Origin of the sequence: Aestuariivita sp., from assembly GCF_049276915.1 — a bacterium.
Lineage (GTDB): Bacteria > Pseudomonadota > Alphaproteobacteria > Rhodobacterales > Rhodobacteraceae > Aestuariivita.
Window position 1 is genome coordinate 1 of record NZ_JBASXK010000047.1, and the last position, 25751, is coordinate 25751.

Sequence of the window (25751 nt, forward strand, 5' to 3'; positions counted from 1 at the left end):
ACCTAAATCCTAGTAGCGCGATATGAAGAGGCTGATCCATCGGATGAACCAAACCGCCCACATATCTCTTCAGTTCTATTCTGTTTTCAAAGAACGTAGCGACAACAAAACTGAGATGCGCCCTATAACACCGGCGCGCCCCGCCCTGTCTGCCCCTGGTTTTATAAAACGACACGTTGCCATCCAGCCCGGTTGCCGCAACCAACAAAACATCACTGCGTCGCCGGTGAAGCGGGTTCTACGGTTAGGCACCGATACCCGCAACCCCTTTTTTCATGAAAAGCCCATTTTTTTACAGGTTTCCTGAAATCCATTTTATTTCAGTGGTTTAGATTATCCATCTTCTTGCATTCATGCGTTTTGTCCGTCGCTAACATCGTGAAATCTGCGCTCCGGCTGAGCGTGACACACCACATATTGCGTTATCCACAGAGCTATCCCCAAGACCGGCAGAACCCGCCCAGACTCAGGGCCCGGAATCGGGGCGACTCGGGCCGAATCCATGGCATCACATCACACAGTCGCCCGGTTGCGGCGGGATGGCAGGCGCAGCGCCAACAATCCAATGATCGCGCCCATGTAGAATAGCGGCTCCAACTGAAACCCCTTGGCCAGCCAGATGAAGTGCAAGGCACCCAGAAGAGCGCAGAGATAAACAAGCTTGTGCAAATGCCGCCAGCGCGGCCCCAGCTTGCGCACCGACCAGTTGTTGGACGTTATCGCCAAAGGGATCATCAGCACGAAAGCCAGCATGCCAACGGTAATGTAGGGGCGCTTGACGATGTCCTTCCAGATCTCGGACAGGAATTGCACATCCAGCACCATCCAGACCAACAGATGACAACAGACATAATAGAAGGTGATCAACCCGATCGCCCGGCGGAACCTCAGCAGGTTCAGCCCCGCAAATCGGCGCAAGGGTGTCACGGCCAGGCCTGCCACCAGAAACTGCAGAGCCAATTCACCCAGGCGGCGCTCAAGTTCCTTAATCGGCTCGACACCCAGCCCCCCCGTAAAGCCCTGATACACCAGCCACGGTGCAGGCAACGCGCAGAGACTATAGACGAGCCATATCGGTATGGCGCGTATCCGCGTGTTTATCCGATCGAGCGCGGTCATCCGATATCATCTGCATATGCAGAGGCACAGAGCATGGGAGCCCAGAAGACATGCGCACCTGTCTGTCGCAGGCCGGCAAGCTCAGCCTCTTGCCGGGTCCTTGGCAGTATCACATGGTCCTTGGTCAATGATATTTGACCAGGTCCATTCCTTCATACAGGCTGGCCACTTCTTTTTCATACCCGTTGAACATCAATGTCGGGGTTCTGCGTGCAAGCAACCCGCCACCGACGCGCTGCTCATAGGCCTGGCTCCACCTTGGGTGGTCCACGTTCGGGTTCACATTGCTGTAGAACCCGTATTCATTCGAGCTGTACTTGCCCCAGGCGGTCGGTGGTTCCTTGTCGGTCAGTGTGATCCGCACGACGGACTTGATGGATTTATACCCGTATTTCCATGGCACCACCAAACGCAGCGGAGCACCGTTCTGGTTCGGCATGGGTTTGTCATAAAGCCCCGTCGCCATGATCGTCAGCGGGTGCATCGCCTCGTCGAGGCGCAAACCTTCCACATAGGGCCAGTCGATCACGTTATAGCGCAGACCGCGCATTTCCGACGGGCGGGCCAGAGTTTCAAAGGCCACGTATTTCGCGCTCTCCTGCACGCCCACCATATTCAGCAGATCGGCCAGTTCGAACCCGTTCCAGGGGATCACCATCGCCCAGCGCTCCACGCAGCGCAAACGATAGATCCGCTGTTCGATCGTCATCGAAGACATGATGTCCTTGAAGTCATAGGTGCCCGGATTGTCGACCATGCCATCGATCTCGATGCTCCAGGGATCAGTCGTCATCTCATGGGCATATCGCGCCGGATCACCCTTGTCGGTGCCGAATTCATAGAAATTGTTGTAGCTGGTGATCTCTTCCCAGGTGTTCGGCTCCAACGCCCTCGCATCTGCCGTTGCATGTGCCTGTCCTGCAGCAATCGCCCCCAGACCAAGGCCCGCCGCAGCACCTGCGATAAGTTGGCGACGGTTCAGAAAGGCGTCATATGGTGTAACGTCAGCAGCGGTCAGGTCATTTTTCCAGCGATAGGCCATCGGGCACTCCTGTTCGAGGGTTACTCAATACTTATAGCACCGGGAACAAAGTCAAAACTAAACTGAACTCACGATTGAGAGAGGGAATTGTAACTTGGCAGCAGCTCATTCATCGGGATGCTTCGGCCATTGTCCTGAACAATCCGCACATGACGTCGGCGCATCAATCGCGGCTCGGCGACGCCGACCGAATGGGCGATCATCTCGACCTCCTTGATGATGCCCTTGGCATAGTTGGCGACGCGTTTGTACTTGTCCTCGACGACCAGCCCCTTCTGGAAACGTGGATCATGGGTGGTAATCCCGGTCGGGCAGGTGTTCCTGTTGCATTTCAAGGCCTGAATACAGCCCAGGCTGAACATGAAACCGCGCGCCGAATTCACGAAATCAGCCCCCGCGGCCAGGGCCCAGGCCACATCGCCGGGATTGACCAGCTTTCCGCTGGCGATCAGCCGGATACGCTCTTTCAGACCGGCCTCGTCGCGCAGGTTCGCGACGATGGGCAGCCCCTCGCGGATGGACACACCCACCAGATCAATCAGCGGCATGGGTGCCGCCCCGGTGCCGCCTTCGCCCCCATCAATGGTAATGAAATCAGGTGCGCTTTCGGCACCGCGCGCATTGATCAGTGCAAACAGTTCCTCAAAGGGCTCTTGCGCCCCAAAGACGGTCTTGATGCCAACCGGTTTTCCCGTGACCTCGCGGATATGACCAACCAGGTCCAGAAGATCGCCAAAATCGTCGACCTCGCGATGTCGATTGGGCGATATGCCGTCCTGACCGACGTGCAATCCGCGAATGGCTGCGATTTCAGCGGTCACCTTCTCTCCGGGCAGGATACCGCCCTTGCCGGGCTTGGCGCCCTGCGCCAGTTTCACTTCGAACATGCGCACGCGTTCATGTGCTGCGACCGCACGCAGTTTCTCGTCGCTCAGATTTCCGTCTTTGTCCCGCACACCGAATTTTGCCGTACCGATCTGGAACACGAGGTCACCGCCCCCCTCAAGGTGAAACGGGCTGAGCCCGCCCTCGCCGGTGTTCAGCCAGATGCCCGCCTCTTTTGCACCCCGGCTGAGCGCCAGCACGGCCGGTTTCGAAATCGCTCCGTAGCTCATCCCGGAGATGTTGAAGAAGGACGGCGCACTATAGGGAATGCGCGCACCCGCCCCGATGACCATCGCTTCGCTCGAGGCAAACTGGTCATCAAGCGGAGGGAAAGCCGCATTCACGAAAATCGGTGTGCCCACGACAGAGAGATTGCGGGTCGATCCGAAAGCCACCGTGTTGCCTTTGCCATCTGCGGCACGATCCACCCAAAGACGTTGGGCCCGATTGAACGGAAGCTCTTCGCGATCCATCGCAAAGAAGTACTGGCGGAAGAACTCTCCAAGTTCGCTGAAGATATGGCGGAAACGTCCGATCACCGGATAATTGCGGCGGATGGCGTCACCGGTCTGCGTGCGATCAATGAAGAACAGGACAATGAGCGCCAGAACGATCAGACCAACTACGGCCGTGAAAGTGATGACCATTCCTTCGATCATGTTCATCGCAAAGTTCATGCATATCTCCCACTTTCAGACTGCTTTCTCACACACTGCCCGCGGGCAGCGCATCGGCGCAAGACTTTCGATAGCGCGCAGCTTGGGCCAGCCTGAAACGCCCCGTTCGCAGCGCCGGATTCTCACGGAATTCTGACGCGAGATAACGTTTGTGTAACTGGACATGCGAAAGCGACGCGGCCTAGTCCGGCGGCCGCTTTCGTCAAGTGCAGCAAGCGGAAATCCCCGGTGATCTGCAACCTGTCGCCCGGCGTACACTGCTCAGATGCCAATGAGCGCATCAGGGAACAAAAAGAGGACTATTCAATATGCTTCGCAGAACATTCATGGCTGTCGCCGCTGCAGCAACATTTGCAACGCCTGTGTTTGCCGGTGGCCACTCCAAGGACATCGTCGACACAGCGGTAGGTGCGGGCACCTTCAATACACTGGTTGCCGCCGTCACAGCCGCTGGTCTGGTTGACACGCTGAAAGGCGAAGGCCCTTTCACCGTCTTCGCTCCAACAGATGACGCCTTTTCCGCGCTGCCCGAAGGCACAGTCGAAAGCCTGCTGCTGCCCGAGAACAAAGACCAACTGGTTGCGATCCTGACATACCACGTCGTGCCCGGCAAAGTGATGTCGACGGATCTGACGGACGGCATGACAGCGGCAACCGTGCAAGGCGGCATGATCACCATCGATCTGGATAACGGCGTCATGGTCAATGATGCAAATGTCACCACCGCGGATATCGAAGCCGAAAACGGCGTCATCCACGTGATCGACAAAGTGATCCTGCCCGAGGGTTAAGACCTCATCTGACGATCGGCAAAGGCCCGCCGGAATGCGGCGGGCCTTTTTCATTGCTCGCTACATTCTCTGAAATGACGCATGGTGCAGGGATTATGGGAACCAGAGATCTCGACGATGTACCGACGCCGATGGCGTGGCACAGCTTCCCGAAAATCATAAAGGAAGACCAGATGAACCGCCGTTTTATACTGAAATCATTCGCCGCCACAGCAGCCCTCGGCGCCGTTGCGGCCTGTGCTCCTGCAAACACCACGCCGAACATCGTCGACATCGCGGCCAGTGATCCGAATTTCTCGACCCTAGTTGCCGCTCTATCCGCAGCCGGCCTCGTCGACACGCTCAGTGGCCCGGGCCCCTTTACCGTGTTCGCTCCGACCAATGCCGCCTTCAACGCATTGCCCGCAGGCACAGTGGACAACCTGCTTTTGCCTGAAAACCTGGACACGCTGCGCAGCATCCTGACCTATCATGTCGTGCCCGGCTCGATCACATCCAGCCAGTTGGTCGGAACACGTCAACGGGTGGCGACAGTTCAGGGCGGCACCGTCGATATCAACGGCGTGCAAAGCAAACTGAACTTTGGCGTGCGCGTGAACGACGCGAATGTCACCACCGCCGATATCATCGCGTCGAACGGCGTGATCCACGTGATTGACAAAGTGCTTTTGCCCTGACCTTTGCTCGCGCAAAAAAAGGCCCCGCCGGAAAACCGCGGGGCCTTTTTGATGACTTAATGCACGACCGCATCTTCGGGGCGCGGACGGTTCGAGCTTGAAACCTTGCCGCCGATGATCAGGCCATCGGCACCTGCACCGATCTCTATGGTCTCGCCATCCCTGACGTCGCCAGCCAGAAGCATTTCCGCCAGCGGATCCTGAATCGCCCGCTGCATTACCCGTTTGAGAGGGCGCGCACCGAACACCGGATCATAGCCTTCGTCGGCCAGCCACGTCTTTGCCGCATCTGTCAGTTCCAGAATGATCTTGCGACCAGCCAGACGTTTGGCAAGAGATGCCAACTGGATATCGACAATGCCGTCCATATCGGCCCGTGAAAGCCGGTCAAAGATGATTGTTTCATCCAGACGGTTCAGGAACTCGGGCCGGAAATGGGCCCGCACAGCATCCATCACATCACGCCGAGCGCCGGCTGCATCCGCGCCATCGGGCAACTGGCTCAAAGCCTGAGCGCCAAGGTTCGATGTCAGCACGATCAGCGTCTGTTTGAAGTCAACGGTTCGGCCCTGACCGTCGGTCAGCACACCATCGTCCAGAACCTGCAACAGCACGTTGAACACATCTGGGTGGGCCTTTTCGACCTCGTCGAACAGGACAACCTGATAAGGCCTGCGCCGCACCGCTTCGGTCAACGTGCCGCCTTCCTCATAGCCGACATAGCCGGGAGGCGCGCCGATGAGGCGGGCCACAGAGTGTTTCTCCATGAATTCCGACATGTCGATCCGAACCATCGCGTTGTCATCATCAAACAGGAAGTTGGCCACAGCTTTGGTCAGCTCGGTCTTACCCACGCCGGTCGGCCCGAGGAACAGGAACGAGCCAAGCGGCCGGTTCTCGTCATTCAGCCCGGCTCGCGCGCGACGCACCGCATTTGCAACGGCTTTCACGGCAGAGTTCTGACCGATGACCCGACGATGCAGCGCGTCTTCCATGCGCAACAGCTTCTCACGTTCACCTTCCAACATTCTGGACGTGGGGATACCGGTCCAACGCTCGACCACGGCGGCGATCTGTTCGGGGCGCACGGCCTCTTCAACCATCACACCGTTTTCTTCCTGGGCTTCCGCATCAAGCAATTGCTTTTCCAGCTGCGGGATCACGCCATAAGACAGCTCTCCCGCTTTGGCGAGATTGCCTTCGCGCTTGGCGATATCCAGTTCGGCCCGCGCGCGGTCCAACTGCTCCTTGAGGTCGCGCGCCGAGGCAAGCTTGTCACGTTCAGCCTGCCACTGAGCCGTCATCTCCGCGGATTTCTCCTGCAGATCACTCAGCTCTTTCTCAAGCGTTTCCAGACGATCTTTCGACGCCTGATCATCTTCAAGTTTCAGAGCTTCAACCTCGATCTGCATCTGCAGGATCTGACGATCCAGCTGATCCAGCTCTTCGGGCTTGGAATCCACCTCCATGCGAAGACGGCTGGCCGCTTCATCAACAAGGTCGATGGCCTTGTCCGGCAGGAACCGGTCGGTGATATAGCGATGGCTGAGCGTTGCAGCCGCCACCAATGCGCTGTCCGAGATGCGCACGCCATGGTGCAATTCGTACTTTTCCTTGATACCGCGCAGGATCGAAACCGTATCTTCAACGGTTGGCTCCGCGATCAGGATTGGCTGAAACCGACGCGCCAGTGCGGCGTCTTTCTCGACGTATTTGCGATACTCATCCAACGTGGTCGCGCCGATACAATGCAACTCACCGCGCGCAAGCGCCGGCTTGATCAGGTTCGCTGCATCCATCGCGCCATCGGACTTGCCCGCGCCAACCAGCGTGTGCATCTCGTCGATGAACAGGATGATTTCGCCAGCAGCCTCGGTCACTTCGGTCAGAACCGCCTTCAGTCTTTCCTCGAACTCACCGCGATATTTCGCGCCTGCGATCAGCGCACCCATATCGAGCGCCAGCAGTTTCTTGTCGCGCAGGGATTCCGGCACATCACCATTGATGATGCGCAGTGCCATGCCTTCGGCAATCGCCGTCTTGCCGACTCCGGGCTCACCAATCAGAACCGGGTTGTTCTTGGTGCGCCGACTCAGGACCTGCATCGAGCGCCGGATTTCCTCGTCCCGCCCGATGATCGGGTCGATCTTGCCTTCCCGCGCCGCCTGCGTGAGATCGCGAGCGTATTTCTTGAGAGCGTCATAGCCTTCCTCGGCACTCGCCGTGTCGGCAGTGCGTCCTTTGCGGATATCATTGATCGCTTCGTTCAGCTTCTGGGCAGACACAGCACCTGCGTCCAAAGCGTCTTTGGCTTTGGATTTGACCATGCACAGGGCCATCAGGATGCGTTCCACCGGCACAAAGCTATCGCCGGCCTTGCTGGCAAGCGCATCTGCCTCGGCCAGCACCTTGGCAGTCGCGCCATCCAGATAGGTTTGGCCGTCTCCGCCAGAGACGACCGGAATCTTGGAAATGGCCAGATCATTTGCCTCGGCAACCCGCGCCGGATCACCGCCTGCGTGTTTGATCAGGTTGCTGGCCAGCCCCTGATCGTCGTCAAGCATCGCTTTCAGAATATGCTCGGGTGCCAGGCGTTGATGGCTTTCCCGGATCGCAATGGTTTGTGCCGCCTGGATGAATCCACGCGCACGCTCCGTGAACTTTGCTAAGTCCATGGTCATTCTCCTTGTCTAAGCGCCCTGTGGTTGCTGCGCCCGCCTGGCGGCACACAGTCTGTTTTGGGCCTCACTCACAATGTGGGAAAAGCGTTGCTTCAGTTCAAGGTTTCGTGATCTGAAAATCGACACCCGCATTGCGCAGCTCGTCATGGACATGACTATGCCCGCGGTCTAGGGAACGCGCACCAACAGCAAAGGGGCACCCATGACAGATGACCGATTGATTGTTGCGCTGGATGTACCCAACGCGCTGGACGGGTTGGCTATGGCCGAGCGGATTGGCGACAGTGTCGGGTTTTACAAGATCGGTCTTGGCATGCTGACCGGCGGAGGCCTGGCCTTGGCCAATGAACTGAAACAGGACCATGGCAAGCGCATTTTCCTGGATATGAAGCTATTTGACATCGGGGCCACGGTCGAGGCCGCGGTGCGTGGGCTGGCACAGTTCGAATTGGATTTCCTGACCGTGCATGGCGATCCGCATGTGGTGCGCGCAGCCAAGGAAGGGGCAGCCGGCAAGGACCTCAAGATACTCGCGGTCACGATCCTGACCTCTCTGGACCGCAGCGATCTGGATGCAGCCCTGATCCGCGACGGAGACATCCGCGATCTTGTTGCCGAACGTGCCGCCCGTGCCTTCGAGGCCGGTGCAGACGGTGTCATTGCTTCACCCCAAGAAGCCGCCATGATCCGCGCTTTGCCCGAAGCAAAAGGCCGCCTGATCGTCACCCCGGGCGTGCGGCCGGCCGGAGCGGCCCTTGGCGATCAGAAACGCGTCGCGACACCGGCGCAGGCCATCTCGGACGGTGCAGACCATATCGTTGTCGGCCGTCCAATATGGCAAGCCGCCGATCCAAAAGCTTCGGCACAGAAAATTTTGGCCGAACTCGCAGGGGTTTAGTACCGCCCTGTGCTTTCAAGGGCACAAGGCTGGGTTGATTGGCCTGGTCTGGAATTCCATACTTTGCGTTTTTGCAACTCTGAGCGACTATATTGAGTGAGACACTCCCCGACGGACCTTTTCTTCCTGTGGTTCGTTAACTCCCCCCGCCTCATCAGCGGGGGGTTTTTATTTTTCACGTATTTGGCTTATGTGCCTTGCAGCGTATACTGTGACCAGCACATCTTCGCGCGCGCAGTACACCGCGCCCATAGCCGCCCGAGCCGATGCCAGCCCTTTGTCGTGACTGCCTTACCCAATTCCAAGCAGGCCGCCGCTGTCCGTCTTGCGGCAGCCGGCGCACCGTGTCGAATCCGGAACTGTTCGATCTGTCGATTGCGCATATGGATTGCGACGCGTTTTACGCTTCTGTGGAAAAGCGGGACAACCCGTCACTGGCAGACAAACCGGTCATCATAGGTGGTGGCCGACGCGGCGTGGTCTCGACGGCCTGCTATGTCGCGCGCATCCGGGGCGTGAAATCTGCCATGCCGATGTTTCAGGCGCTCAAGCTGTGCCCCGATGCGGTCGTGATCAAACCCAGGATGGAGGCCTATGCCGAAGCATCCCGCGCGATTCGCGCGATGATGGAAGAGCTGACCCCCGCGATCCAACCCTTGTCTCTGGATGAGGCGTTCATGGATCTCTCCGGCACACAGAAACTGCATGGTGCACCACCGGCTGTGATGCTGGCTCGGCTGATCCGAAGAATGCGCAGCGAGCTGGGGTTGACCGGCTCGATCGGGCTGTCTCACAACAAGTTCCTGGCGAAAGTCGCCTCGGATCTGGACAAGCCGCATGGGTTTTCGGTGATCGGCAAAGCAGACACGGATGCGTTTTTGCGCGACAAACCCGTGCGCATGATCTGGGGCGTCGGAGAGGCAGCGCAACACGCGCTGGAAAAGGCAGGCATCCGGACCTTCGCGGACCTGCTGCGTTGGGACAAAGAGGGGCTAGTCGCGCGGTTCGGCTCGATGGGCGAACGGCTCTGGCACCTGGCGCGCGGCGAGGACCACCGGCGCGTCACCGCGCATGAGCCGATCAAGTCCATATCAAACGAGACGACCTTCAACACGGACACGAACGATCCCGACCTGCTGGATGGGCACCTGTGGCGCATGGCCGAAAAAGTGGCGGACCGCGCCAAGGCCAAGCGCATAGCAGGCCGCGTGGTCACGCTGAAACTCAAGCGCGCAGATCACAGTTCGCTGACTCGGCAAGTCGCCCTGCGTGACGCCACTCAGATGGCCGATGCAATCTATCGCAATGCGCGCGGTCTTTTCGATCAGCTGGGTGATGAAGGCCCCTATCGGCTATTGGGCTGTGGGCTGTCGCATCTGTGTCCCGAAGAAGAGGCCGATCTGTCCGGCGATCTGCTGGATCCCGGCGCAATCCGGCGCAGCGGTGCCGAAAAAGCGACAGACAAGATCCGCGAACGCTTTGGAAAAGATGCCATCCTGAAAGGGCGCGCCTTGCGTTGATGTTATTCCGCTGCCAAAGGCAGGTCCCGCGCCTGCAGTCCGGTGATCTCGGCCACGACCCCACGCAGAAGATCACGGAATACATCAAAATTGGCATTCGGCTCTATCAGCTTCTCATCCATGTAAAGCGCGCGGTCGATCTCGATCTGGACCGCATGCTGACCCCGTGACGGGCGCCCATAGGCCTGCGCAATATACGCACCCGCAAATGGCGCGTTGCGCGTTACAACCAATCCGGCCGCAGCAAAGGCCGCTTCGATCTGATCCACGATCTCGCCACTTGCCGCCGCGCCAAAACGATCCCCCAGAACAATCTCGGGCCGTTTCACGGCAGATCGCGCAACCCCGTCCAGGGCCTCATGCGGCATGGAATGGCAATCCACCAAGATCGCCTGCCCGAATTGCCTGTGCGCGTCAGTCAGCAACGTTTGCAGAGCCGCATGATAGGGATGCCAGTACCGGGCAAGCCGCGCATCCGCTTCTATCCGCGACAGCTTTCCGTCATAAATGGCACGCCCGTTGGACACCACGCGGGGAATGACACCAAGACCCGAGGCGATGCGCGGATTATGCCCGCTGCGCCTGACGCCCTGAATCAGTGCTGGATCCAGCTCGTCGGGGCTGCGATTGAGATCGACATAGGCGCGCGGGACCTTTGCGGTCAGCAGCGGCGCGCCAAAATCTGGAACACAATCAAACAGCCTGTCGACGAAAGCATCCTCGGATGAGCGCAGCGCGCGTGCATCCAAGGCAGATCGATCCGCAAAACTCTGCGGATAGCTGCGCCCGCTATGGGGCGAGGCAAACACCACGCTCGAACGAAGTTCGCGTGGTTGATACAGGTCATAGGCGATCGTGGACATTCGCTCTCCTTTGAGCGCAACATAGCGCGGAAATTGCTGATGCCAAAACCCCTTGATCCGGCCCACGACTCCTTTTATAGACCCCGCTACCGGCGCGGATTTCCGCGCCCCATTTTATTGGGGCAAGTCAGTTCAGCCGGCATTCATGGGCGCTTAGCTCAGCGGTAGAGCACTTCGTTGACATCGAAGGGGTCACTGGTTCGATCCCAGTAGTGCCCACCATGAATTCATCGTTGTCCACTCGGGCAACACCCGCAAACCCAGGCGCTGGCCCGCGCCGCATGTAAGAGGAGAACGGCCATGAAGGTTCGCAATTCGCTCCGCTCGCTGAAAAACCGGCATCGTGATTGCCGTGTCGTGCGTCGCAAAGGCCGCGTTTACGTCATCAACAAAACGCAAGGCCGGTTCAAAGCCCGTCAAGGCTGAACCGATACAGGCGACACTGCTTGCAAGAACCGCGCCCCGGAAACGGCGGCGCGGTTTTTCTTTTTCACGGGTTTGATGAGCCGCGACCAAATAACCCACTTTTTTTGTCAGAAATAGGTTTCACAAGCCGCCAGAATCGATTAACTGATTAAATCAGTCGGATATTAACTCTGCTCCAGAATGGGAAAACAAGATGAGAACCTCAACCTGCATCGCAGCCACCCTTGCAACACTCATGGCGACTTCGGCTGCCGCCGAGGGTGTGCTGAACCTCTATTCCTCGCGCCACTACGACACGGACGAACGGCTTTATTCGGATTTCGAAGAGCTTACCGGAATCACCATCAACCGTATCGAAGGCAATGCAGACGAACTTCTGGCCCGTATGCAGGCCGAAGGTGCCAACAGCCCTGCCGATCTTCTGTTGACCGTGGACACCTCGCGGCTGGAACGGGCAAAGGATATGGGCTTGCTCCAACCGATCGACAGCGCTGTTCTGGAACGCCGCTTGCCCGCTTACATGCAGGACGAAGACAACCAGTGGTTCGGCTTCAGCCAACGGGCGCGCATCCTGTTTTATGACAAGAACGACGTCACAGACCCGCCAATGACCTACCAGGATCTTGCTGATCCCAAGTACAAGGGCAAGATCTGCATCCGCTCATCGACCAATGTCTATACGCAAACCATCACGGCCGCTCTGATCGAGCATTTGGGCGAGGCCGCTGTGAAAGACTGGGCCGAAGCCGTTGTCGCAAACTTTGCCCGGGATCCCCAGGGCGGCGATACAGACCAGCTGCGGGGCATCGTGTCAGGTGAATGCGATATTGCAATGTCCAACACCTATTATTTTGGCCGCGCCATTCGCCGACCCGTCGAAGGTGTTTCGGACAGCTTGGACATGTTCGGCTGGGTGTTTCCGAATCAGAATGACATCGGTGCGCACATGAACCTGTCCGGAGGCGGCGTTGCCGTGCATGCCCCCAACAAGGACAATGCGATCAAGTTCCTCGAGTATCTGGCGTCGGATCAGGCGCAGGTCTACTTCTCGGCAGGCAACGACGAATACCCGGCAGTGCCAGGTGTTGGCATCAGCCCATCCGTTGCTCAGCTTGGGTTCTTCAAGCCCGATGATCTGGACGCGACTGCAATCGCCAGGAACATCCCGGCTGCGCAGAAACTTCTGAACGAATCCGGCTGGAAGTAACCCGATTTACCCATTCGGCTTTGAAAGGCGCGAGAGCGATCTCGCGCCTTTTTTCTGCGCAGCGCTTTGGCCGAAAGCGTGGTTGTCCTTGACATTTACAGAATATAAACAGAGAATTTCCCTTATATGAAACATTTTCTCGAATATGGACGTCATGCTGGATTACTCCAATCGCCTTGCTCATCGCATGTTTTCGCTGCGCAGCGAAAAAGGCTGGTCGCTGGATCAACTGGCCCAGAAATCCGGCCTCAGCCGCGCCTCTCTCTCGCGCCTTGAAAACGCCGAAGTCAGCCCGACAGCCGAAACTCTGGGTAAACTCTGCGCTGCCTACGGCCTGCCCGTCTCACGGTTGCTGATGATGGTCGAGGACAGTTTTACAACCCATATCCCGCTTGAAGCCCAGCCCGAATGGGAAGATCCCGAAACCGGTTTCGTGCGCCGCTCCGTATCTCCGCCTTCGGCGCAACTGGCCGCAGAAGTGATGGAGGGCCATCTACCTCCAGATACGGTGATTTCCTATGACACCCCGCCCAAGCCAGGTCAGGAGCATCACCTCATCCTTCTGGATGGAGCCTTGTCCCTGACCGTTGACGGCACCCTCTATGACCTCACCGCCGGGGACTGTCTGCGCTATCAGCTTTATGGCTCCAGCCAGTTTGCCACTCCGGAAACACGCGGGGCGCGGTACATTCTGGTGCTGGCATGACCGCGGCGTCGATCCGGTTGGCAAACCCCGGCGATCTTGCCCCGGCCCTGCCGGAATTGACCGAGATCCTGCACCAATCCGTGCATGCCGGGGCCAGCGTGGGTTTCATCCTGCCCTTCTCTCACTCTGACGCCGAGGCGTTCTGGCTGGATCAGGTATTCCCGGCAGTAGCGACCGCTCAGACCGTCCTTTTTCTGGCGCAGCAGGATCAGGAGATCATCGGAACCGTTCAACTGAGTTTTGCCCGTCCTGCGAACCAACCGCACCGGGCAGATGTCGCCAAGCTGTTGGTCCACCCGAAGGCACGCAGACAGGGCATTGCGCGCCAGTTGATGCGCGCGCTCGAGACCGAGGCGAGGCAGAACGGCAAGACCCTGCTGGTGCTTGACACCCGGAGCGGCGACAGCGCGCAACCGCTCTATGCGTCCCTCGGGTTCGCGGTCGCCGGAGAGATCCCCGGCTATTGCCGCAATCCCTTCACGGATACCTATGAAGGAACCACCTACATGTATAAGGCGCTGCGGTGACGTCAGCGTTTGTGCTGGTTACACCGGGGTAAAGACGGGAATCTGAAACTTCATTCCAGAGACAACAGAATCGCCTCAACCCGCCGGTTTCGTTCACGCCCGATCTGGGTCAGGTTTGACGCGCGTGGCGAGAGATAGCCCATGCCTTCCGCCTGAATGCGTCCGGCAGCAATACTATGCGCAGTTATCATGCGATCCCGCACCGCCGCGGCGCGCCTCTGGGAGAGCGCGATGTTCACATCCAGCGCTCCGGTTGTATCCGTGTGACCCACCAGAGCAATCAAGGCCTGCGGATTGGCACGCATGAATTCAGCCAGTTCCTGCAGCGATGTATAGGCCGTCTGGCTCAGTTCTGCGGTTCCCACCTCGAACTCAAGATCCGACAGCGCAACATGCCCGAACTCGATCAGTTTCGCCGAGATATCCTGCGCATCAGCCGATGCGCTGATGGGTGCCTCTCCATCAGGCTTGATGTACAGACTTCCATTTTCCGGCGGGCCGACCTGAATGATCTGAAAATAGCCCGCCGTCCGGCTTCGGCTCACCATCAGAGTGATCGCGTTTTCATCTTTTCGCGCAGACACAAACCTGTAATCCCGGATGTCGACATACATGTCCGGCGTCGGGATCACCTCGATGGCAAACCGAAAGTCGAACCCACCGCAGGTCTTGGCTTCACAATCCAGCAAAGTCTCATAGCCGGCCGCGTCCAACTGCTGGCGCAGCGGGTCAAGCAATTGCAGCGTGGTAATCGCAGAACTTTCCAGGCGCCAGCTTTGCCGATCCACGCGCCCTTCGAACCTCAGGGTCTCTACTGCGCCATCGCTCCAAGGAGCGACAGGGACCTCATAGCTGTCAAAGGTGCTGGCCCGGTCGGAAATCAGGCGCGATCCGGATGGGAACGTGATATCCACAGCTCCGGCGGTACTGGCCCACAGGCCCAAAATCAGAACGCTTGGCCATCGGTTCATCGGGATTGCGCGTGATACTCGTCGTTGGGCTTCATGGCTGTGGCACTTGCCACGCGGTTGGTCATGTTGAAAAACGCCGCCACGCTTGCAATGTCCCAGATATCGCGATCACTGAAACCGACCTCGCGCAATGCCTCACGGTCGGCCTCTTCGACACTGGCGCTGGAGGTCGTGATCTGTGCCGCAAAATCCAGCATTGCGCGTTGACGCGCATCCAGAGGGGCCACAAGGTAATTCATCACCATCATTTCGCCCAGCTTGGGATCGCCGGACAACTCACGCACAGCGGCTCCATGGGCGACCAGACAGTAAAAGCACTTGTTGATCGACGAGACCACGACCGCGATCATCTCGCGCTCCAGCTTGGAGAGATTGCTCTGCCCCAACATCAGATCGTTATACATCGCGGTGAATGTGTTCAGCTTTTCAATGTCGAACGCATAGGCCTGCAGCACATTGGGGATCATTCCCAGCTTTGCGGTGCACACGTCGAAATACTTCTGAGTGGCCTCGGGTAGCGGATCAACCATTGGAAGGTTCAGAGCAGTTGGCAGATCAGATGTGGTCATGATGTCTTCTCCGGCTTCACACGATAATGATAGTGTCCCACAACGCCAAACCCGAGGGAAGCGTAGAGCGCATTGGCCGCTTCATTTGCGTCGGTACAGATCACCGCAAGCGTATCCGCACCCTGCTCTGCGGCCCAGAACGCAGCGCCGCGCATGATCCAGCGCGCAACGCCCTTTCGGCGCTGCCGGGGAAGTGTTTCGACGGCATGCACCATGGCGACATTATCCTGCATCGCCACAAACGCCACGCCACCGGGTTTTTCATCCATCCGGCAAAGCAGTGCGGTCTTCGGACCGGCCGCGCGATCCATGACACGCAATCGGGCCGGGCCGACCCCACCCTGAGCCCAGATTTCAGCCATGATCGCCAGCGGCTCCCAGATCGTGAAGATCGTCACCCGCGGGATTGCAACATCCGTCAGCAGCGCGGTATCGCAGGCATAGACCTTGACCGGATCAACCAGCGCATAGCCGCGCGCCGACAGGCGGGCATCCAGCGCATCGTCACCCGCGCGCAGCATGAACAACCGCTCCTGCCCCATATCGCGCATCACGATTTCAGCCGCATCTATATCAGCCTCGCCGACCTCGCCCAGCGCCGAGGTTGCCGAGACCCGCTTGCCGCCACCATCCCCTTCGCGAAAACGCCAGGGCCCGTCGTCAAACCTGCGCTTGGCAGGCCATGTGCCGTCAATCACATCATAAAGCGCGGATAGAGTGACGTTCACAGCTCAAGCTCATCGGCCAATCGGGTGATCGCCGCATCCACCCGCGCGCCCTCCGAGCCGCGCACGACGACATTCGCCCCATACGCACCGTCTTTCTGGAACGGATAACAGCCGATGGACAGATCGGCGAAATCTGCAGCCACCTTACCGAGAATCTCGGCAATATCGCCCTCGCCCCGCATGATACGCAGGCTTTGGCTGAGCAGAGGTGCGCCCCCGGTCAGCGTCGGCAGAACGCTGGCGACCATGGCTCGGAACACCGACGGGACCCCGGCCATGACATGCACATTCTCAATGGTGAAGCCCGGAGCCGTCGACACGGGGTTGTCGATCAGGGCGGCCCCGTCCGGAATGCGCGCCATGCGCAACCGTGCCTCGTTCAACTCCAGACCGGAATTCTTGTAATGGGCCTCAAGCAAGGCGCGCGCATCTGCGCGCACGTCAATGCTGCACCCGAAGGCTTGCGCCATGCAATCGGCGGTGATGTCATCATGCGTGGGACCGATCCCGCCACTGGTAAAGACGTGGTCATACCCTGCGGACAAGGTCTGAACGGCTGACACGATGGCCGCCGCATCATCGCTGACCACGCGCACTTCCTTCAGGTCAATTCCGTGGGTCGTCAGTTCACCAGCCAGATAATGCATGTTTGCGTCGCGGGTCCGGCCCGACAGAATTTCGTCACCGATAACCAGCATGGCCGCTGTTGGGTTTGCCATGTGCCTCTCCTTGCAAACACGTCTGCCCCCGTATAGGCCCCGCGCCATGCGCTTTCCAACCCCTCTTGTCCCGGCCCGCCTGATCAGGCGGTACAAACGGTTTCTTGCCGATTGCACGTTGGAGGACGGGCGCGAGGTCACCGCCCATTGCGCCAACCCCGGCTCGATGATGGGGCTGGCGGAACCGGGCCAGCGTATCTGGCTTGAGCCGAATGATGACCCGAAGAAAAAGCTGAAATACGGCTGGCGGCTGGTAGAGCACGAAAATGGTCATTTCAACGGCGTTGACACCTCGGTGCCCAACCGCGCGCTGCGCGCCGCCCTCGAGGCAGGACGCATAGCGCCTCTGAGCGGATATGATCGCGTCCGACCCGAAGTGAGCTATGGCGAGAACAGCCGAATTGATTTCCTGCTCAGTGCCGACAGCCTGCCCGATGCCTATGTCGAGGTGAAGAGTGTAACCCTCTCACGCCAGCCCGGCCTTGCCGAATTCCCGGACTCGGTCACAGCGCGTGGGGCAAAGCATCTGGGCGAACTGGCACAGATGGCACGCGCTGGACACCGCGCGATCCTGTTCTACCTCGTTCAGCGCACGGATTGTGACAGGGTCGGTGTGGCGCGCGATATCGATCCGACCTATGGGGCTGCACTGGATGCCGCCAAAGCCGTAGGGGTTGACGTGATGGCATATAGTACTTTGATTTCGCCCGACGGGATCGCGCTGGGACAGGCTCTCAAGACCGTGACGTGAGGTCCTATGTCCTATAAGGCGCGCATGCATTACATAGTGCGAAAAATCAGGAGCTTAGGCTTGAAAGAGACGTTGAAAGGCCGTTTGACCAAAGACGGTATCAGAATTTACGAACCTGGTGACTTCGCCGGAATGCATGTTGCGGGCGCACTTGCAGCCCGCATACTTGACGATATTGCCCAGCATGTATTTCCCGGCCAATCCACGGAAGAGATCGACCGGCTGATCACCAATATGGTGGAAGATGCCGGGGCAACTTCGGCCACGATAGGCTACAAGGGCTACAAACACGCAAGCTGTATCTCGGTGAACCACGTGGTGTGCCACGGCATTCCCGGGCCAAAGACGCTCAAGGACGGCGACATCCTGAACATCGACGTCACGGTGATCGTCGATGGATGGTATGGCGACACCAGCCGGATGTATGTCGCCGGCAAACTGCCGCGCAAATCCGAACGCCTGATCGAGGTGACCCACGATGCCCTGATGAAAGGGATCGAGATGGTCAGACCCGGCAACACGTTCGGCGATATCGGCCATGCCATTCAGTCCTATGTCGAAGCCCACCGCATGAGCGTTGTGCGCGACTTTTGCGGTCACGGTCTGGGCCGCGTGTTCCATGCACCGCCCAACGTGCTGCATTATGGGCGGCCCGGGACGGGTGCCGTTCTGGAAGAAGGCATGTTCTTCACCATCGAACCCATGGTGAATCTGGGCCGCCCCGAAACCAAAACGCTGGCGGATGACTGGACAGCCGTCACGCGGGACAAATCCCTCTCGGCTCAGTTCGAGCATTCCGTTGGCGTGACTGCGGATGGGGTGGATATCTTTACCCTGTCACCCTCCGGCAGGTTTCATCCCACATACGGCTGAACCCCGGACCAAGGGCAGATCGCCAGGATTTACCTTTCGCCCGGCTTGACAGCGGGGCCCTGCCCCGAGTCCGGTTCATCCCGCCTCAGGATCTCCAGCAACAGGGTGCTGCCCCTGTAAGGCACAACCGCGTCATGGATGAAGATCGGGCCGGGTCGGGCGCGGCGCTTGGGGCCTGTTGTTGCCGGAGCCTGCGATCTGGAGAACCATGCCCAGAAACCGGATTGAGTCGCTGTTGTCATGTCCGGATGATATCACAACCCGGTCACATCCGCGAAACGCAACAGCGTGACATGCGTTGCACCATAGCGCCGTCTGTCTTCAAGTCGGAAACCATCCGGCGCCTCAACCGGCGCGGCTTCCTCCCAGACAATCAGGGCTTGCGGCGCAAACCACCCGGAGGCCCCTGCGCTCAGCACAGCGCGCTCGCCCATTCCCTTGCCATAGGGCGGATCAAGAAACACAAGTGTCGCGGGGTCCTGATCGGGCGGACCCAATCGCGTGGCGTCCCGGGTGATCAGGCGTGTCCTGTCCTGCGTCTGGGTCAGCCTGATATTCTCGCGGATCAACCCCTGACCAACGCGACCGTTTTCGACAAAGGTGACATCCGCCGCACCACGAGACAGCGCCTCAAGACCCAAGGCTCCGGTCCCGGCAAAGAGGTCCAGAACATGCGCGCCACCGATCACATCCATGTGGCTCAGGACGTTGAACAGGCTCTCGCGCACCCGGTCGGCTGTGGGACGCAAATGTGCCCCCGCGTCGCCCTTGCCGACCGAGGCGAGGCGTCGGCCCCGGAAATCTCCGGCTATGATCCTCACCTTGTCAGCAGCGCTTTCAGATCGGCATCCGGATCGGCGACAAGGGCCGGGTCCGGTGATTTGCCGGCCTCGATCAGTCGCTTGCCAATCATGTATCCGCGCGGATCGTTCATCGCATCCACCGCCAGAAGCGTATCGTCCTGATAATACCAGAACGAGGTGCTCTGCCCGGCACCGGGCCGGGTCACGATGCGGTTGTAGCCTGTATTCAAACCCGCGATTTGCAGTTTGACGTCATATTGATCCGACCAGAACCAAGGCTTTGGCACATAGGCTTCCTGCGCGCCCAACAGGTTGCGCGCAACGCATTCGGCCTGATCAATGGCGTTGGGCACACTTTCAAGGCGCAACCGACCGCCGCGATAAGGAAAGGAGCAGCAATCGCCCGCAGCCCAGATATACGGGTCCGATGTTTGGCCGAATGCATCCACGGCAATCCCATTGTCGATTTCCAGACCCGCGTCCTGTGCAAGCCGGGTGTCAGGCTGAATGCCAACGCCGACGATGACGAAATCAACGTCCAGCGTTGTTGCGTCGCTGAGTTCAGCCGCAGTGACAACTCCCTCACCGATCAGCCGGTTGAGACCTGTTCCCTCAAGTATTTCAACGCCATGTGCACTGTGCAAGGCGCGGAAATAATCCGAGGTTTCCGGCGCGGCCACGCGTTGCAAAATGCGATCAGCCATTTCAACCAGCGTGACATGCACGCCGAGCTTCGAGGCCACCGCCGCCGCTTCCAGCCCGATATACCCACCGCCGACGATCAATGCCTTCGCCCCATCTTTCACGAAACCTGCCATTGCGTCGACATCCGCCAGGGTGCGCACCACGAACACGCCGCCCAGATCTCCGCCGATGCTGGCCGGGAGCGTGCGCGGAACCGAGCCGGTTGTGAAAACCAGTTGATCATAGCCCAGCGTCTCGTCATCGATGCTGAGCGTTCTGGCCGCGCGGTCGACCGCGTCGACCTGAGTTGCCGTCCGCAGCGTGATCCCCTGGTCTGCATAGAAACTTTCAGGCCTCAGGAACAACCGCTCGACGGTCATGTCTCCCAGCAGATACCCCTTGCTGAGCGGCGGACGCTGATAGGGTGGCACCGGCTCCGAGCCGATCAGGGTGATTTGGTTGTCACACCCTTGTTTGCGCAACTCTGCGACAAGAGAGGCTCCGGCCTGACCGGCCCCGACCACAACGATACCTGACATGCTGTCTCCACTTGAGAAATCTCTGGGCGCCACCTGCGCGAGACCCTATATCCAGCACAACGGGAAACGCAAACAAGAGAGAGGCCCAATGACAATTTCACAAGGTGCAACACTTCCGGATGCAACGCTGGTTCAACTGGGCGAAAGCGGGCCCGAGGCTGTTTCGATCATGGACAAGACCAAGGGCCGCAAAGTCGTGATCTTTGCCGTACCCGGTGCATTCACGCCGACATGCCATTCGGCCCATGTCCCCAGCTTTGTGCGCACAAAAGCCCAGTTCGATGAAAAGGGCGTCGACGAGATCATCTGCGTGTCGGTCAATGATCCTTTCGTGATGAAAGCCTGGGGCGAGGCCACAGGGGCCGCAGATGCGGGTTTGACCATGCTTGCAGATGCCGAAAGCGCATTCACCAAGGCGATTGGCATGGATTTCGACGCGCCTCCGGCCGGTCTGATCGCACGCTCCAAACGGTATGCGATGCTGGTGGAAGACGGTGTTGTCACGCTGTTTCACGAAGAGGCAAGCCCGGGGACATGCGAAGTGTCCGGCGGCGAAGCCTTGCTGGCCGCGATGTAACGCCGGCGCGATATCACTTGCAAAAGGGCCCCTCAGGGGCCCTTTTTTGTTGCGATCGAAGGAATCAGTCGGCCAATGCGTCCATCTTGCGGGCCAGCTTGGCGTCAAGCGCGCTCAGGCCACCGACATCATGCGTCGAGAGCGTGACATTCACGGTCTTGTAGACGTTGAACCACTCAGGGTGATGATCCCATTTCTCGGCCCACAAGGCGACCCTGGCCATCCAGCCGAACGCATCCACGAAGTTGGCAAAGACGAACTGCTTTTCGATCGCATCTCGACCGTCCACCATGGCCCAACCGCTATCGAACAGCGGTTGCAACAAGGGCCCGCGGGTTTCTTCTGACAGTTTTTCGGTCATTGCTGTTCCTCCATCTCAACTTTGCGGAATGGTCCGTAATCGGTCAAAATCTCGATTTCTTCCTCAACCGCTTCACGTTCCGCCTCCAGATAGCGCGCTATGGCATCCGAGAACCCCGGATCCGCCACCCAGTGCAGCGAATGGGTCTGGTTGGGCAGATATCCACGTGCAAGCTTGTGCTCACCCTGTGCGCCCGCTTCGACTCGGGTTTGGCCATTGGAAAGCGCCCAATCTATGGCGCGATAATAGCACAGTTCGAAATGCATGCACGGTTGATGGCGCGTACAACCCCAATACCGCCCAAACAGCGTATCGCGCCCCGCAAAGTTCAGCGCCCCTGCAAAGGCACCCCGTGCGTCCCGGGCCAGCATCAGCACCATATCGTCGCGCAGGGTCTCCTGGGCCCGTTCAAAGAACGCGCGGGTCAGATAGGGCGTGCCCCATTTGCGCGCGCCCGTATCCTGATAGAATACCCAGAAATCATCCCAATGCTCGGGTTTGATCTGATCACCGGTCAGGATCTCGATCTCTCCGTCGAAATCGTTGGCCTGCGCGCGTTCCTTGCGGATGTTCTTGCGCTTGCGTGACGAGAGTGAGGCGAGAAATCCGTCAAAATCGCCAAAGCCCGCGTCCTGCCAGTGGAATTGCTGGGTCACACGCGTCATCAAGCCCATCTGCGCGCCGGCCTCTGCCTCTTCCTGGGTGCAAAAGGTGATATGGAGCGAGGAAAGACGATTGTCAGCCGCCAGTTGAACAGCGCCCTGAACAAGGGCCGCCTGCCCCGTCCGGACGTGATCAGGATGCACAAGGAGGCGGCGACCTGTGGCCGGGGTAAAGGGGACGGCCAATTGCAGCTTGGGATAATACCGCCCGCCCGCGCGTTCATAGGCATGCGCCCAGTTGTGATCGAAGATGTATTCGCCCTGGCTGTGGGATTTGGCATAAAGCGGCGCGCAGCCGATCAGCAGATCACCGTCAAAGGCCGCAAGATACTGTGGCTGCCACCCGGTCCCTGCGCCGACAGATCCGCTGTCTTCAAGCGCCTTGAGGAACCGGTGGGTGGTAAAGGGATCGATCGGGCGCCCGCCTGCTGCCGTTTCGGGGCAGGCACAGCTATCCCAGTCGCTGGCACTGATCTGCGCAAGCGATCCGAGAACGCGGATTTCGATGTCCGATTGGCTCAACGCTTTGGCCTTGTTGTGATTGCAGTCTGTATCTGTACCGCCTGACGCGCGGTTCAAGTCAGCGGCGGGCCGCGTAGCCTTCAAAGGTGATATTGTCGCAAAACGGGCGAACCGCATCTTCTTGCGCCTGGGATTTCACCGTCCAGCTTAGCACCGCAAGGCCGCTGGCGCGCAAGGCCGTCACACGCGGACGGGTCAGGTCGGTTGCCTCGTGGCTGATGAAACAGGCTCCGGTGCGCTCGATATCCGGTATCTCGCGCAGACGGTCGCAGGTATCCTTGGACAATGGCCAGTCAGCCGGATCATAGGCGCTGGTCGTCAGGCCTCGGGGGATCCCGGGGGCAAGTTTCGCCATCGCAGCAACGGAATGGGGATTGAAGGACATAACCGCCACGGGACCTTCATAGCCGCCCAGCGCCTTTGCGGTCGCAGCTTCCAGCGGGCCGACATCGGGGCCCATGGCACCATCCTGATCCTTGATCTCGATCAGCAACGGGGCGCGCCCGGCCACAAGAGACAGAACCCGAGACAGGGTCGGGATGCAGTCTTCCCCCCCGGTCAGCGCAATGGCGCTCAACTCGGACGCGCTGCGCGCTCTGATCGGGCCCTGTTCGCCGGTCAGGCGTGCCAAGTCATAATCATGAAAAACCATGGCCTCGCCATCCGACGAAAGCTGAACATCGATCTCGATTCCATAGCCCGCCTCAATGGCCGCCGTGACTGCAGCCAGGCTGTTTTCAGGGCGGCCCATATCGCGATCATGATAGGCGCGATGGGCCAGCGGCACGTCAAGGAATGACGCGGGCAAACTATCGGTCATTTGATCTGGAAAATGCCTTCGATTTCTACGGCAACACCAAAAGGCAGCGAGGCCGCGGAAACCGCAGAGCGCGAATGCTTGCCCATATCGCCCAATGCATCGACAAGGAAATCAGATGCTCCGTTGATGACCTTGGGCTGATCGCCGAAATCAGCGGTCGAGTTCACAAACCCCGTCAGCTTGACGACGCGCACAAGGCGGTCAAGATCGCCACCACAGGCCGCCTTGACCTGAGCCAGCAGGCTGATGGCGCATGTTTTGGCAGCGGCCGCCCCTTCTTCTGCGGTCATGTCAGCCCCCAATTTGCCCGTGATGAAGCCGTCCGGACCATTCGAGATCTGGCCAGAGACATAGACCGTGTCGCCCACCTGGACGAAAGGGACGTAATTGGCAGCGGGTGCGGGTGCGTCGGGCAGTGTAACGCCCAGTTCGGCAAGCCGAGATTCGATGGTCATGGTCTTTCCCCTCAGGATCAATGTTTGCGCGGACGCTAGCGGGGAACGCGCCCGACGAAAAGGGGGATCAGCTTTCGCGCAAGGCTCAAGGCGGATAAGCCGGGCCCCGAGCATATGCACGCCACCCAACACCAACCGGTTTGGCCTCGTTTGGCAGTCGCTTGACGATCGCTCCAGAAATGAGGCTAAGTCCAAGGCAAAATGGCAGACTCCTGCCGCCTTTATTGTTTCCAAACTGCCACAACTTGCTCATTAACCCGACTGGGACATTGGAACCGGTCAATATTCGTTTAGGAAGTAGATAACCGCTTCGACCCTGCGCACAATCTTTAAGGCCTTTACATAGATGATGCCGAAATCGTTACTGAAATCTCTGATGCTGATCGCAACACTGGGGCTGTCGGCCTGCGCTGCGTCGCATGAGAACGTAACCCGCGAAGACGGCATTTTTGACCCCTATGAAGTCAACAATCGCAAGGTTCACGAATTCAACCTCGGCCTTGACCGCGCCCTAGTGCGTCCGACAGCCATCGGTTTTTCGACCGTCTTGCCAGATGTGGTCGAGGACGGAATCGGCAACTTCGCGACGAATGTCGGACTGCCGGGCGTGATGGTGAACAGCCTCTTGCAGGGCAATCTGGAGCGGACAGGGCTGGCCTTCTCGCGCCTGTTCATTAACACGATCTTCGGCTTCGGCGGTGTGATGGATGTCGCCACAGCCTTTGAAATCCCCGAGGCCGACACGGATTTCGGAGAGACGCTCTATGTCTGGGGTGCAGAAGAAGGTCCCTATGTCGAACTGCCCTTTCTTGGCCCCGCTACACAGCGCGCCGCCGTGGGCAAGTTTGTCGACCTGTTCACCAACCCGATAGCTTATGTGTTGGAGTCGCCTTACAACTACTTCGGGACAGGCGCGGATATTGGCCGACGATTAAGTGATCGCGGCAGGTTCTCGGATACTGTGGATTCCATCCTATATGAAAGTTCTGACAGTTACGCACAGTTGCGCCTGATCTATTTGCAGAACCGCCGCTTCCAACTGGGAGAGGAGGCCGGTGGGCCTGAAATCGATCCATTCGCACTGGAAACAGAGGGATTCTGAGTATGTTGCACAGACGGAGTGTTCTGATCGGGATGACAACGACCGCACTTGTCGCGCCGACGATGTCGCTGGCGCTGGACGAAAGCCAGGCCAAAACCCTGATCGACGCGCTGATCAAGGATATCAACAGCGTGATCGCCTCCGGCAAATCCGAAGGCGGGATGATCCGCGATTTCGAGAGGATTTTCGCGCGCTACAGCGACACCTCATATATCTCCGCCTATGCGATGGGTGTGGATGGGCGTCGCGCATCCAGCGCTCAAAAGCGCGCCTTTTCAGAGGCGTTTCAGGCCTATATCGCGCGCAAATACGGACGCCGGTTCCGGGAATTCATCGGCGGACGTCTGGAAGTGACCGATGTGAACAAGGTCAAGAACTGGTTCGAAGTCGACACAATCGCTTATCTGCAAGGCCAGGCCCCTTTCAAAGTGACGTTCCATGTGTCGGATCGCACGGGCAAGGATCTGTTTTTCAACATGTATATCGAAGGTGTGAACCTGCTGCTGACAGAACGCACCGAGGTCGGCGCGCTTCTGGACCAGAACCGCGGAGATATCGATGCGATGATCGGAGCTCTGCAGAAACAGAGTTGACCC

The 25751-nt window shown here is 58.9% G+C and carries 30 protein-coding genes and 1 tRNA gene; 15 read left to right on the top strand and 16 right to left on the bottom strand.

Going from position 1 to position 25751, the window contains the following annotated elements:
- The first annotated feature begins 43 nt into the window (after window positions 1–43).
- Window positions 44–307 carry a hypothetical protein gene (locus tag WAO69_RS04405; protein ID WP_422176836.1) on the top strand — a complete coding sequence of 88 codons (264 nt, stop codon included), beginning with the start codon at window positions 44–46 and terminating at the stop codon, window positions 305–307.
- A 206-nt stretch (window positions 308–513) separates the two neighbouring features.
- On the opposite strand, the gene msrQ is transcribed toward WAO69_RS04405, so the two are convergent.
- The 3 genes from msrQ to WAO69_RS04420 all read right to left on the bottom strand — a co-directional run bounded on the left by msrQ (window position 514) and on the right by WAO69_RS04420 (window position 3723).
- Entirely contained in the window at window positions 514–1119 is a 606-nt protein-coding gene (gene msrQ / locus WAO69_RS04410) for a protein-methionine-sulfoxide reductase heme-binding subunit MsrQ (RefSeq protein ID WP_422176837.1), read from the bottom strand.
- Window positions 1120–1243: 124 nt separating this feature from the next.
- Window positions 1244–2161, bottom strand: coding sequence for a protein-methionine-sulfoxide reductase catalytic subunit MsrP (gene msrP, locus WAO69_RS04415; protein WP_422176838.1), 918 nt, complete (start codon window positions 2159–2161; stop codon window positions 1244–1246).
- Window positions 2162–2229: 68 nt separating this feature from the next.
- Window positions 2230–3723, bottom strand: coding sequence for an FMN-binding glutamate synthase family protein (locus WAO69_RS04420; RefSeq protein ID WP_422176839.1), 1494 nt, complete (start codon window positions 3721–3723; stop codon window positions 2230–2232).
- Window positions 3724–4031: 308 nt separating this feature from the next.
- On the opposite strand from WAO69_RS04420, the gene WAO69_RS04425 reads away from it, so the two are divergent.
- Window positions 4032–4514 carry a fasciclin domain-containing protein gene (locus WAO69_RS04425; RefSeq protein WP_422176840.1) on the top strand — a complete coding sequence of 161 codons (483 nt, stop codon included), beginning with the start codon at window positions 4032–4034 and terminating at the stop codon, window positions 4512–4514.
- A 173-nt stretch (window positions 4515–4687) separates the two neighbouring features.
- Window positions 4688–5191, top strand: coding sequence for a fasciclin domain-containing protein (locus WAO69_RS04430; protein WP_422176841.1), 504 nt, complete (start codon window positions 4688–4690; stop codon window positions 5189–5191).
- Window positions 5192–5247: 56 nt separating this feature from the next.
- Here the strand turns inward: WAO69_RS04430 and clpB are convergent, their stop codons facing one another.
- Window positions 5248–7866, bottom strand: a complete 2619-nt coding sequence (gene clpB, locus WAO69_RS04435; RefSeq protein WP_422176842.1) for an ATP-dependent chaperone ClpB — start codon at window positions 7864–7866, stop codon at window positions 5248–5250.
- 208 nt (window positions 7867–8074) lie between these two features.
- Here clpB and pyrF point away from each other — a divergent pair, with 208 nt between their 5' ends.
- Window positions 8075–8770: an orotidine-5'-phosphate decarboxylase gene (gene pyrF, locus WAO69_RS04440; RefSeq protein WP_422176843.1), complete on the top strand. Its 696-nt coding sequence runs from the start codon at window positions 8075–8077 to the stop codon at window positions 8768–8770.
- A gap of 266 nt (window positions 8771–9036) precedes the next feature.
- The gene (locus WAO69_RS04445) at window positions 9037–10290 is read left to right on the top strand and encodes a DNA polymerase IV (RefSeq protein WP_422176844.1); all 1254 of its coding nucleotides are present in this window, start codon (window positions 9037–9039) and stop codon (window positions 10288–10290) included.
- A gap of 2 nt (window positions 10291–10292) precedes the next feature.
- Here the strand turns inward: WAO69_RS04445 and WAO69_RS04450 are convergent, their stop codons facing one another.
- Window positions 10293–11153 (bottom strand): N-formylglutamate amidohydrolase, encoded by an 861-nt coding sequence (locus WAO69_RS04450; RefSeq protein WP_422176845.1) that lies wholly within the window; start codon window positions 11151–11153, stop codon window positions 10293–10295.
- A 147-nt stretch (window positions 11154–11300) separates the two neighbouring features.
- Here WAO69_RS04450 and WAO69_RS04455 point away from each other — a divergent pair.
- The 5 genes from WAO69_RS04455 to WAO69_RS04475 all read left to right on the top strand — a co-directional run bounded on the left by WAO69_RS04455 (window position 11301) and on the right by WAO69_RS04475 (window position 14019).
- Window positions 11301–11375 (top strand) — tRNA-Val (locus WAO69_RS04455).
- Window positions 11376–11453: 78 nt separating this feature from the next.
- Window positions 11454–11579: a type B 50S ribosomal protein L36 gene (gene ykgO / locus WAO69_RS04460; RefSeq protein ID WP_422176846.1), complete on the top strand. Its 126-nt coding sequence runs from the start codon at window positions 11454–11456 to the stop codon at window positions 11577–11579.
- A gap of 193 nt (window positions 11580–11772) precedes the next feature.
- Window positions 11773–12786 carry an extracellular solute-binding protein gene (locus WAO69_RS04465; RefSeq protein WP_422176847.1) on the top strand — a complete coding sequence of 338 codons (1014 nt, stop codon included), beginning with the start codon at window positions 11773–11775 and terminating at the stop codon, window positions 12784–12786.
- Between the two features lie 154 nt (window positions 12787–12940).
- Window positions 12941–13492, top strand: coding sequence for a helix-turn-helix domain-containing protein (locus WAO69_RS04470; protein WP_422176902.1), 552 nt, complete (start codon window positions 12941–12943; stop codon window positions 13490–13492).
- Window positions 13489–14019: a GNAT family N-acetyltransferase gene (locus WAO69_RS04475; RefSeq protein WP_422176848.1), complete on the top strand. Its 531-nt coding sequence runs from the start codon at window positions 13489–13491 to the stop codon at window positions 14017–14019. Before WAO69_RS04470 ends, WAO69_RS04475 begins: the two co-directional genes overlap by 4 nt.
- A 50-nt stretch (window positions 14020–14069) precedes the next feature.
- Here WAO69_RS04475 and WAO69_RS04480 read toward each other — a convergent pair whose 3' ends face one another.
- Genes WAO69_RS04480 through WAO69_RS04495 form a run of 4 tightly spaced genes read right to left on the bottom strand, consistent with a single transcriptional unit; the run spans window position 14070 to window position 17006 of the window.
- Window positions 14070–14990, bottom strand: coding sequence for an OmpA family protein (locus tag WAO69_RS04480; RefSeq protein ID WP_422176849.1), 921 nt, complete (start codon window positions 14988–14990; stop codon window positions 14070–14072).
- Window positions 14987–15559, bottom strand: coding sequence for a peroxidase-related enzyme (locus tag WAO69_RS04485; protein WP_422176850.1), 573 nt, complete (start codon window positions 15557–15559; stop codon window positions 14987–14989). Before WAO69_RS04485 ends, WAO69_RS04480 begins: the two co-directional genes overlap by 4 nt.
- Complete coding sequence (locus WAO69_RS04490; RefSeq protein ID WP_422176851.1) at window positions 15556–16287, bottom strand: GNAT family N-acetyltransferase; 732 nt, start codon at window positions 16285–16287, stop codon at window positions 15556–15558. The genes WAO69_RS04485 and WAO69_RS04490 overlap by 4 nt, the downstream gene beginning before the upstream one ends.
- Complete coding sequence (locus tag WAO69_RS04495) at window positions 16284–17006, bottom strand: competence/damage-inducible protein A (RefSeq protein ID WP_422176852.1); 723 nt, start codon at window positions 17004–17006, stop codon at window positions 16284–16286. Before WAO69_RS04495 ends, WAO69_RS04490 begins: the two co-directional genes overlap by 4 nt.
- Before the next feature lie 46 nt (window positions 17007–17052).
- Between WAO69_RS04495 and sfsA the strand changes: the two genes are divergently transcribed.
- The gene (gene sfsA / locus WAO69_RS04500; RefSeq protein WP_422176853.1) at window positions 17053–17757 is read left to right on the top strand and encodes a DNA/RNA nuclease SfsA; all 705 of its coding nucleotides are present in this window, start codon (window positions 17053–17055) and stop codon (window positions 17755–17757) included.
- A 24-nt stretch (window positions 17758–17781) separates the two neighbouring features.
- A complete protein-coding gene (gene map, locus WAO69_RS04505; RefSeq protein WP_422176903.1) occupies window positions 17782–18630 on the top strand; it encodes a type I methionyl aminopeptidase in 849 nt (282 codons plus the stop codon).
- Window positions 18631–18659: 29 nt separating this feature from the next.
- On the opposite strand, the gene WAO69_RS04510 is transcribed toward map, so the two are convergent.
- From WAO69_RS04510 to WAO69_RS04520, 3 genes are read right to left on the bottom strand one after another with little or no spacing between them, the layout of a single operon-like run.
- Window positions 18660–18872 (bottom strand): hypothetical protein, encoded by a 213-nt coding sequence (locus WAO69_RS04510; RefSeq protein WP_422176854.1) that lies wholly within the window; start codon window positions 18870–18872, stop codon window positions 18660–18662.
- A gap of 12 nt (window positions 18873–18884) precedes the next feature.
- A complete protein-coding gene (gene rsmD / locus WAO69_RS04515) occupies window positions 18885–19451 on the bottom strand; it encodes a 16S rRNA (guanine(966)-N(2))-methyltransferase RsmD (protein ID WP_422176855.1) in 567 nt (188 codons plus the stop codon).
- Window positions 19448–20656 carry an NAD(P)/FAD-dependent oxidoreductase gene (locus WAO69_RS04520; protein ID WP_422176856.1) on the bottom strand — a complete coding sequence of 403 codons (1209 nt, stop codon included), beginning with the start codon at window positions 20654–20656 and terminating at the stop codon, window positions 19448–19450. Before WAO69_RS04520 ends, rsmD begins: the two co-directional genes overlap by 4 nt.
- 88 nt (window positions 20657–20744) lie before the next feature.
- Between WAO69_RS04520 and WAO69_RS04525 the strand changes: the two genes are divergently transcribed.
- Entirely contained in the window at window positions 20745–21233 is a 489-nt protein-coding gene (locus tag WAO69_RS04525; RefSeq protein WP_422176857.1) for a peroxiredoxin, read from the top strand.
- Window positions 21234–21297: 64 nt separating this feature from the next.
- On the opposite strand, the gene WAO69_RS04530 is transcribed toward WAO69_RS04525, so the two are convergent.
- From WAO69_RS04530 to WAO69_RS04545, 4 genes are read right to left on the bottom strand one after another with little or no spacing between them, the layout of a single operon-like run.
- Window positions 21298–21594, bottom strand: coding sequence for a 4a-hydroxytetrahydrobiopterin dehydratase (locus WAO69_RS04530; RefSeq protein ID WP_422176858.1), 297 nt, complete (start codon window positions 21592–21594; stop codon window positions 21298–21300).
- Window positions 21591–22778, bottom strand: coding sequence for a GNAT family N-acetyltransferase (locus WAO69_RS04535; RefSeq protein ID WP_422176859.1), 1188 nt, complete (start codon window positions 22776–22778; stop codon window positions 21591–21593). The genes WAO69_RS04530 and WAO69_RS04535 overlap by 4 nt, the downstream gene beginning before the upstream one ends.
- Window positions 22779–22836: 58 nt before the next feature.
- Window positions 22837–23598: a glycerophosphodiester phosphodiesterase family protein gene (locus tag WAO69_RS04540; RefSeq protein ID WP_422176860.1), complete on the bottom strand. Its 762-nt coding sequence runs from the start codon at window positions 23596–23598 to the stop codon at window positions 22837–22839.
- Window positions 23595–24053: a RidA family protein gene (locus tag WAO69_RS04545; protein WP_422176861.1), complete on the bottom strand. Its 459-nt coding sequence runs from the start codon at window positions 24051–24053 to the stop codon at window positions 23595–23597. The genes WAO69_RS04540 and WAO69_RS04545 overlap by 4 nt, the downstream gene beginning before the upstream one ends.
- A gap of 349 nt (window positions 24054–24402) precedes the next feature.
- On the opposite strand from WAO69_RS04545, the gene WAO69_RS04550 reads away from it, so the two are divergent.
- Window positions 24403–25155, top strand: a complete 753-nt coding sequence (locus tag WAO69_RS04550) for an MlaA family lipoprotein (protein WP_422176862.1) — start codon at window positions 24403–24405, stop codon at window positions 25153–25155.
- 32 nt (window positions 25156–25187) lie between these two features.
- Window positions 25188–25748 carry an MlaC/ttg2D family ABC transporter substrate-binding protein gene (locus WAO69_RS04555; protein ID WP_422176863.1) on the top strand — a complete coding sequence of 187 codons (561 nt, stop codon included), beginning with the start codon at window positions 25188–25190 and terminating at the stop codon, window positions 25746–25748.
- Window positions 25749–25751 lie beyond the last annotated feature (3 nt).

Excerpts from the sequence above, each read along its gene's own strand:
- WAO69_RS04405 (WP_422176836.1), top strand. The coding sequence starts at position 44 with ATGAACCAAACCGCCCACATATCTCTTCAGTTCTATTCTGTTTTCAAA.
- msrQ (WP_422176837.1), bottom strand. The coding sequence starts at position 1,119 with ATGACCGCGCTCGATCGGATAAACACGCGGATACGCGCCATACCGATA.
- msrP (WP_422176838.1), bottom strand. The coding sequence starts at position 2,161 with ATGGCCTATCGCTGGAAAAATGACCTGACCGCTGCTGACGTTACACCA.
- WAO69_RS04420 (WP_422176839.1), bottom strand. The coding sequence starts at position 3,723 with ATGAACTTTGCGATGAACATGATCGAAGGAATGGTCATCACTTTCACG.
- WAO69_RS04425 (WP_422176840.1), top strand. The coding sequence starts at position 4,032 with ATGCTTCGCAGAACATTCATGGCTGTCGCCGCTGCAGCAACATTTGCA.
- WAO69_RS04430 (WP_422176841.1), top strand. The coding sequence starts at position 4,688 with ATGAACCGCCGTTTTATACTGAAATCATTCGCCGCCACAGCAGCCCTC.
- clpB (WP_422176842.1), bottom strand. The coding sequence starts at position 7,866 with ATGGACTTAGCAAAGTTCACGGAGCGTGCGCGTGGATTCATCCAGGCG.
- pyrF (WP_422176843.1), top strand. The coding sequence starts at position 8,075 with ATGACAGATGACCGATTGATTGTTGCGCTGGATGTACCCAACGCGCTG.
- WAO69_RS04445 (WP_422176844.1), top strand. The coding sequence starts at position 9,037 with ATGCCAGCCCTTTGTCGTGACTGCCTTACCCAATTCCAAGCAGGCCGC.
- WAO69_RS04450 (WP_422176845.1), bottom strand. The coding sequence starts at position 11,153 with ATGTCCACGATCGCCTATGACCTGTATCAACCACGCGAACTTCGTTCG.
- ykgO (WP_422176846.1), top strand. The coding sequence starts at position 11,454 with ATGAAGGTTCGCAATTCGCTCCGCTCGCTGAAAAACCGGCATCGTGAT.
- WAO69_RS04465 (WP_422176847.1), top strand. The coding sequence starts at position 11,773 with ATGAGAACCTCAACCTGCATCGCAGCCACCCTTGCAACACTCATGGCG.
- WAO69_RS04470 (WP_422176902.1), top strand. The coding sequence starts at position 12,941 with ATGCTGGATTACTCCAATCGCCTTGCTCATCGCATGTTTTCGCTGCGC.
- WAO69_RS04475 (WP_422176848.1), top strand. The coding sequence starts at position 13,489 with ATGACCGCGGCGTCGATCCGGTTGGCAAACCCCGGCGATCTTGCCCCG.
- WAO69_RS04480 (WP_422176849.1), bottom strand. The coding sequence starts at position 14,990 with ATGAACCGATGGCCAAGCGTTCTGATTTTGGGCCTGTGGGCCAGTACC.
- WAO69_RS04485 (WP_422176850.1), bottom strand. The coding sequence starts at position 15,559 with ATGACCACATCTGATCTGCCAACTGCTCTGAACCTTCCAATGGTTGAT.
- WAO69_RS04495 (WP_422176852.1), bottom strand. The coding sequence starts at position 17,006 with ATGGCAAACCCAACAGCGGCCATGCTGGTTATCGGTGACGAAATTCTG.
- sfsA (WP_422176853.1), top strand. The coding sequence starts at position 17,053 with ATGCGCTTTCCAACCCCTCTTGTCCCGGCCCGCCTGATCAGGCGGTAC.
- map (WP_422176903.1), top strand. The coding sequence starts at position 17,782 with ATGCATTACATAGTGCGAAAAATCAGGAGCTTAGGCTTGAAAGAGACG.
- WAO69_RS04510 (WP_422176854.1), bottom strand. The coding sequence starts at position 18,872 with ATGACAACAGCGACTCAATCCGGTTTCTGGGCATGGTTCTCCAGATCG.
- WAO69_RS04520 (WP_422176856.1), bottom strand. The coding sequence starts at position 20,656 with ATGTCAGGTATCGTTGTGGTCGGGGCCGGTCAGGCCGGAGCCTCTCTT.
- WAO69_RS04525 (WP_422176857.1), top strand. The coding sequence starts at position 20,745 with ATGACAATTTCACAAGGTGCAACACTTCCGGATGCAACGCTGGTTCAA.
- WAO69_RS04530 (WP_422176858.1), bottom strand. The coding sequence starts at position 21,594 with ATGACCGAAAAACTGTCAGAAGAAACCCGCGGGCCCTTGTTGCAACCG.
- WAO69_RS04540 (WP_422176860.1), bottom strand. The coding sequence starts at position 23,598 with ATGACCGATAGTTTGCCCGCGTCATTCCTTGACGTGCCGCTGGCCCAT.
- WAO69_RS04545 (WP_422176861.1), bottom strand. The coding sequence starts at position 24,053 with ATGACCATCGAATCTCGGCTTGCCGAACTGGGCGTTACACTGCCCGAC.
- WAO69_RS04550 (WP_422176862.1), top strand. The coding sequence starts at position 24,403 with ATGCCGAAATCGTTACTGAAATCTCTGATGCTGATCGCAACACTGGGG.
- WAO69_RS04555 (WP_422176863.1), top strand. The coding sequence starts at position 25,188 with ATGACAACGACCGCACTTGTCGCGCCGACGATGTCGCTGGCGCTGGAC.